Origin of the sequence: Limnohabitans sp. DCL3, from assembly GCF_048019295.1 — a bacterium.
Taxonomy (GTDB): domain Bacteria; phylum Pseudomonadota; class Gammaproteobacteria; order Burkholderiales; family Burkholderiaceae_C; genus Limnohabitans_A.
In genome coordinates, this window is the sequence record NZ_CP171842.1 from 168,892 (window position 1) to 175,000 (window position 6,109).

Consider the following 6,109-nt stretch of genomic DNA (forward strand, 5'->3'; position numbering starts at 1 on the left):
GTGAGTCTTTGACCGCGCGGTTCAAAGTGATTCTCGGATCGCTGCGGCCAGTGCCGTCATGCCCGTGTTGATTTGGTCCACCGTGGCGGTCACAAACGACAGGCGCAGGGTGCTTTCATTGGCCCCTTCGGCGTAAAAAGCCGAACCGGGCACAAAGGCCACGCCTTTGTCGACCGCTTTGGCCAGCAATGGAATGGCTTTGAGGCCCTTGGGCAGTTGCACCCACAAGAACATGCCGCCCACCGGGCGGTTCCAGGTGAGGCCTAGGCCCGCCATTTCCCGGTCGAGCGCGGCCAGCATGGCTTCGCACTGCTGTTTGTACAGGGCGCGGATGGTGGGCACATGGCGCTCGATGAAGCCGTCTTTGAGCACTTCGGCGACCACGCGCTGGTTGAAGCTGGGCGTGTGCAGGTCGGCCGCTTGCTTGGCTTGCAAGAGCTTAGGGTAAAGCGCCGTGGGCGCGACCAAGTAGCCCAGGCGCAAACCGGGGGCCAGGATTTTGGAGAATGAGCCCAAGTACACGCTGCCTTCGGGATGGCGCGAACTGAGGGAGGGCGCAGGCGGGGCGTCAAACCACAGGTCGCCGTAGGGGTTGTCTTCGATGATGGGCAGACCGGTGTCGATGGCCACCTGCGCCACGGCGGCGCGGCGCTCTTCGGTCATGGTGCGGCCCGTGGGGTTCTGGAAGTTGGGCAGCAGATACACAAAGCGGGCTTTGTCGGCGCCGGTGCCGACTTTGGCGCGCAGGTCGGCGGCATCCACGCCATGGTCGTCGCTGTCCACGCTCACCACCGTGGGCTCCATGGGGGTGAAGGCTTGCAAGGCACCCAAGTAGGTGGGGGTCTCGACCAAAATGCGGCTGCCCGCGTCGATCAGGATCTTGGCCACCAAGTCCAGACCTTGCTGGCTGCCGGTGGTGATGAGCACTTGGTCGGGGTTGACGTTCATGCCTTGTTTGAGCAGGTCTTGCGCGACCCATTCGCGCAGTGGCGCATAGCCTTCGCTGGCGGCGTATTGCAAAGCGGCTTTGCCGTCATCCCTGAGCACGCGCTCGCTGGCTTCGCGCATGGCGTCGATCGGGAAGGTCAGTGGCGAGGGCAGGCCGCCCGCAAAGCTGATGATGCCGGGTTTCTCGGTGACTTTGAGGATCTCGCGGATCACCGAGGGGTTCATTTTGGCGGCGCGTTGGGCCATGTTCCAGTTCATGTTCTGCTCCTAAATCGATTGTTCAGTTGGATTTTGGGGTGTTGGCCATGCGCCGTCCCAAGAAAACCGTGGCCACCACCAGCAGGGCAAAACCCAGGGTCATGGCATCCAGCGATTCTCCCAGCAAAGGCACGGCCGCCAAGATGGTGATGAACGGCTGCAACAATTGCAGCTGGCTCACCCGCAGCGGACCGCCCAGTGACAGGCCGCGAAACCAAGCAAAAAAGCCCGCCCACATGGAGAACACCCCGACATACAAAAGGGCCAGCCACGAGGTGGGCAAGATGGTGTGCTCGGGCCAGGTGAACCAGGCCCCTGGCAAGGTGATGGGCAAGGCCATCACGCAGACCCAGCTGATGACTTTTTCCGCGCCCAAGCTGGCCGTGACTTTGGCGCCGGCTACATAGCCCAGTGAGGCGGCGCCCACTGCACCGACCAAAAGGGTATCGGCCCATGTCAGGCCAAAGCCGTGCCCCATTTGGGCTGCACGCAGCAGGCTGTAGAGCGCCACCAAGGCGCTGCCCAAAGCGGCAAACACCCAAAACCCGAGACGTGCGCGTTGGTGCATGAGCCAAGCAGCAGCGGCCGCCGTGGCCAGTGGCAGCAAAGAGGTGATCACGGCCGCGTGGCTGGCGGTGACATGGCGCAACGCCCAGCCGAGCAGCAGGGGGTACCCGATCACATTGCCAGCGAGCGAGAGCAGCAAAGGGCCGCGCTGCTCAGGGGTGGGCCGCGGTGCACGCACGGCCAGCAGGTAAATGAGCGACAGGCCTCCGGCCAACGCTGCGCGTGCCCAGGTCACAAACCAAGGTGACATTTGCGGTGCGTCCACTGTGCCTGTGGCCAGGCGCGTCATGGGCAAGGTGAGTCCAAAAATGAACACGCCCAGAAGCCCTAACCAGAGGCCCAGGTTCTCGCGGTGTTGAGGGGTGTTGTTCATGAGGGCATCAACCCGCGCTTTGGCGCAAGCCGTTCAAAATCCAAAAAGCGGTGGCCACCAGCGCCACCGACATGCAGCGGTTGAACATCAGCAAGCGGCGACCGTGCGCCAGCCAGTGCCGCAGCATCGAGCCCGCCACCGCATAGGTCAGGTTGCTGAAAAAACCATAGGCCACCATGATGGGCAGCAGCACCAGCGTGCGGGCCGTGGCATCTTCGCGCCCGGCTACCCAGCCTGCGACGATGGCCAAGGCCAGCATCCAGGCCTTGATGTTGAGGAATTGTAGGCCCACGCCCTGCACAAAACCGACTTGCAGCTTGGCGCTGTCGGCCTGCTGCAAACTGCCGCTGTGCCACAAGCGTGAGGCCAGCCAGAGCAAATACCCCGTGCCCAGGGTCACGATGCCCCAGCGCAAAGGGGGGAAAGCGACCACCAAACCGCCCAAGCCCGTGGCACACAGGGTGAACAAAATCCCCCAGCCCACCGGCACCGCGCACACAAAACGCATGGCCCGGCGCAAGCCATGGTTGGCGGCCATCGCGGTCGATAACGTGGTGTTGGGCCCGGGCGTGAAGCTGCTCACGGTGGCCAGCACCAACAGGGCGCTGAGTTCTGAGGAAGTCATGCCTTTGAATGTAGTGCTGAAATGAGTACAGTATCGGTACAGTTTGTAAGATCATTTTGAAAACTGTATTGCTCTGCCTGACGGCACACTTGTTGGTCTGAACGCTACCCATGTCCTTGCTCAGCCGTGAATCCAGCCAACCGTTGACCGAACAACTCGCGCAGCGCTTTGTGACCCGCATGCGTGACCAGTTGTGGGTTTCGGGTGCCCGTTTGCCTTCGGTGCGGCAATGCGCCCAGATGCATGGTGTGAGTGCCTCCACCGTGGTGGCTGCCTACGATTGGTTGGTGGCGCAAGGTTGGGTGGAGGCTCGCCCGAACCGGGGTTTTTTTGTGCGCGACCGGTTGCAACGCACACCGCCCTCACCCCTGACGTCAGGTGGTGCTTTGCCCAGCCCCCCGCCTGTGAATGCTGCAAGCTTGATTCGAGGCATGTTCCATCAACCCAGCGCCGAGCCCCAACCAGGCATGGGCGTGTTCCCTGCAGATTGGCTGGATGCTGACTTCTTGTCGGCCGCTTTGCGCAAAGTTGTGACCAGTCCGGCTTTGCGCGAATCGTCCTTGCGCTACGGCGAGCCGCAAGGTGACACTGGATTGCGCGAAGCCCTCTCGGCCAAGCTGGCCGGCATGGGTTTGCACGCCGCACCCGACCAGCTCATCACCACCGTGGGGGCCACCCATGCGCTGGACATCATCAGCCGCACCTTGTTGCGCCCGGGTGACTGCGTGATGGTCGAGGAGCCCGGATGGGCCATTGAATTTGCCCGGCTGCAAAACCTGGGCGTGCGCATCCTGCCCGTGCCGCGACTGGAGATGGGGCCGGATTTGGACGTGGTGGAGCGCTATGCCCAATTGCATGCGCCCAAGATGATGGTCAGTGTCTCGGTCTTGCACAACCCCACTGGCTACGGTTTGTCCATGCCCGTGGCGCATCAGTTGGTGAACTTGGCGCACCGCTACAACTTCCATGTGGTCGAAGACGACACCTACGGTCACATGGCCCCGGCGCATGCGGTCCGCTTGTCGGTGCTCGATGGTTTGCAAAAAACCATTTATGTCAGCGGCTACGCCAAGATCCTCGCGCCCAGTTGGCGGGTGGGCTACATGGCCGCGCCAGCCGACTTGAAAGATGCGTTCTTGGACACCAAGCTCCTGTCCACGCTCACCACCCCGGTGTTGTTTGAAAAGGCGCTGACGCTGTGTCTGGAGCAAGGCGCCATTCGGCGGCACACCGAGCGCTTGTCGCAGTGGCTCGATGCCGCCCGCAGCCGCAGTGTGCAGCTGGCGCTGGCGCACGGCTGCCAGTTTGTCGCGCCACCGCAGGGGCTGTTCGGCTGGGTGGATGTGGGGGTCGATACCGACTTGTTGGCGCTGCGCATGCACGATGCCGGGTACCTGTTAGCACCCGGCTCCTTGTTTCATGCCGACCGCAGGCCCGGTTCTTTGATGCGCGTGAACTTTGCCAGCACCCAAGATGACAAGTTCTGGCGAGCCTTGGCCAAGACCCGCGCCGAACTGTGGTGAGCGCAGCCGCGCTCAGCGGGCCGACAAGATTTCCCAGCGTTCCATGGCTGCCAAGAGCACTTCGTCGATTTCGCCGTCGCGTTTGAACAGCTTCTGTGCCAGACCCGGGTCGCGCTGGTAAATGCTGCCGTCCGCCAATTGTGCGCGGGCCTCGGCTTGCTCTTTTTCCAGGGATTCGATTTTGGCGGGCAACTCGGCCAACTCGCGTTGCTCTTTGTAACTGAGCTTGCTGCGTGTTGCAGCGGCCGGGGCGGCAACCGCCGTGTCAGAGGCGACCGTGACCGCTGGCGTTGAGCCACTGCGCTGAGCGGCCTGGGCCCGAATGGCCTGAGCGCGTTGTGATTGCACCAGCCAGTCCTGCACTGAGCCCTCGTATTCTCGCCACAGGCCCGGTTGGTCTGGTGCGCTTTCGCAGGCGATGATGCCGGTGACCACGTTGTCCATGAAGGCGCGGTCGTGGCTGACCAGAAACACGGTGCCTTCGTAGGTTTGCAGCAGCTCTTCGAGCAGCTCCAAGGTTTCGATGTCCAGGTCGTTGGTCGGTTCGTCCAGCACCAGCACGTTGGCCGGGCGCGCAAACAGGCGAGCCAGCAACAGGCGGTTGCGCTCGCCGCCCGACAAGGAGCGCACGGGGGAGGTAGCTCGCGCGGGGGAGAACAGGAAGTCACCCAAATAGCTCTTGACGTGCTGGCGTTTGTTGCCAATCTCGATCCACTCGCTGCCCGGGCTGATGAAGTCTTCCAACGTGGCATTCAGGTCGAGTGCATCGCGCATCTGGTCAAAGTAGGCGACTTCCATTTTGGTGCCGCGACGCACCTCGCCGCTGTCGGCTTCCAGCTCTCCCAAAATCAGTTTCAGCAAGGTGGTTTTGCCGGCTCCGTTGGGCCCCAGCAGGCCGATTTTGTCACCCCGCAACAAGGTCCCGGTGAACTTCTGAATGATGGTGCGCACAGAACCGTCTGGCTGGGTGAAGCTTTTGCTCACATCGGTCAATTCCGCCACCAGCTTGCCACTCGGCACCCCTGAGGCCACTTCCATTTTCACGTTGCCCACTTTTTCGCGGCGGGCAGCACGCTCACCTCGCAAGTTTTGCAGTCGCGTGATGCGGCTTTGGCTGCGGGTGCGGCGAGCTTCCACGCCTTTGCGAATCCAGATCTCTTCTTGGGCCAGTAACTTATCGGCCTTGGCTTGAATCACCGCTTCCTGCGCGAGTTGCTCTTCTTTCTGCAGTTGGTAGGCGGCGTAGTTGCCAGGATACGGACGCAGCTTGCCCCGGTCCAGTTCGACGATGCGGGTGGCAATGCGGTCCAGAAAAGCGCGATCGTGTGTGATGGCGATCACGCTGCCCTTGAAGTCAATCAGCAGATCCTCCAGCCAAGTGATGGCATTCAAGTCCAGGTGGTTGGTCGGCTCATCCAACAAAAGCACGTCAGGACGCGTCACCAAGGCCTGTGCCAATGCCACGCGCTTGCGCATGCCGCCAGACAGCGACTGAACAATGGCGTTCGGGTTGAGTTGCAAGCGCTGAAGCGTCTCATCAAGACGCTGTTCCCAGCCCCAACCGTCGCGCGATTCGATTTGGCTTTGCAGCGTATCGAGGTCGCCCCGGCTGTGCGTGTAGTCATCAATCCACTGCACCACGTCGGCCAAGCCTTCACGCACCGCTTCAAAGATGGTGTGTTCCGCAACCAAGAGAGGTTCTTGGGCCACATAAGCAATGCGAACGCCTTGCTGCAGATGCAAGTTGCCATCGTCTGGCCGCTCCATGCCCGCTAGAATTTTCAGCAAGGAAGATTTACCTGTGCCGTTGCGACC

Annotated in this window: 5 protein-coding genes (1 of these 5 cut by a window edge); 1 reads left to right on the forward strand and 4 read right to left on the reverse strand. The window is 61.9% G+C overall.

The annotated features are described in order from the left end of the window. Window positions 1-21 precede the first annotated feature (21 nt). From ACHEXK_RS00810 to ACHEXK_RS00820, 3 genes are read right to left on the reverse strand one after another with little or no spacing between them, the layout of a single operon-like run. Window positions 22-1,206: a PLP-dependent aminotransferase family protein gene (locus ACHEXK_RS00810; RefSeq protein ID WP_416547375.1), complete on the reverse strand. Its 1,185-nt coding sequence runs from the start codon at window positions 1,204-1,206 to the stop codon at window positions 22-24. A 22-nt stretch (window positions 1,207-1,228) separates the two neighbouring features. Then, window positions 1,229-2,146, reverse strand: a complete 918-nt coding sequence (locus ACHEXK_RS00815) for a DMT family transporter (RefSeq protein ID WP_416547376.1) — start codon at window positions 2,144-2,146, stop codon at window positions 1,229-1,231. A gap of 7 nt (window positions 2,147-2,153) precedes the next feature. Beyond that, complete coding sequence (locus ACHEXK_RS00820; protein WP_416547377.1) at window positions 2,154-2,771, reverse strand: LysE family translocator; 618 nt, start codon at window positions 2,769-2,771, stop codon at window positions 2,154-2,156. Window positions 2,772-2,887: 116 nt separating this feature from the next. On the opposite strand from ACHEXK_RS00820, the gene ACHEXK_RS00825 reads away from it, so the two are divergent. Further along, window positions 2,888-4,294: a PLP-dependent aminotransferase family protein gene (locus ACHEXK_RS00825; protein ID WP_416548984.1), complete on the forward strand. Its 1,407-nt coding sequence runs from the start codon at window positions 2,888-2,890 to the stop codon at window positions 4,292-4,294. A gap of 12 nt (window positions 4,295-4,306) precedes the next feature. On the opposite strand, the gene ACHEXK_RS00830 is transcribed toward ACHEXK_RS00825, so the two are convergent. Then, window positions 4,307-6,109, reverse strand: partial view of an ATP-binding cassette domain-containing protein gene (locus ACHEXK_RS00830; RefSeq protein ID WP_416547378.1) — the 3' portion only. It continues 105 nt past the right edge of the window; the window shows 1,803 of its 1,908 coding nt (coding positions 106-1,908); the start codon falls outside the window, past its right edge — the gene reads right to left on this strand; the stop codon is at window positions 4,307-4,309.

Excerpts from the sequence above, each read along its gene's own strand:
- ACHEXK_RS00820 (WP_416547377.1), bottom strand. The coding sequence starts at position 2,771 with ATGACTTCCTCAGAACTCAGCGCCCTGTTGGTGCTGGCCACCGTGAGC.
- ACHEXK_RS00810 (WP_416547375.1), bottom strand. The coding sequence starts at position 1,206 with ATGAACTGGAACATGGCCCAACGCGCCGCCAAAATGAACCCCTCGGTG.
- ACHEXK_RS00815 (WP_416547376.1), bottom strand. The coding sequence starts at position 2,146 with ATGAACAACACCCCTCAACACCGCGAGAACCTGGGCCTCTGGTTAGGG.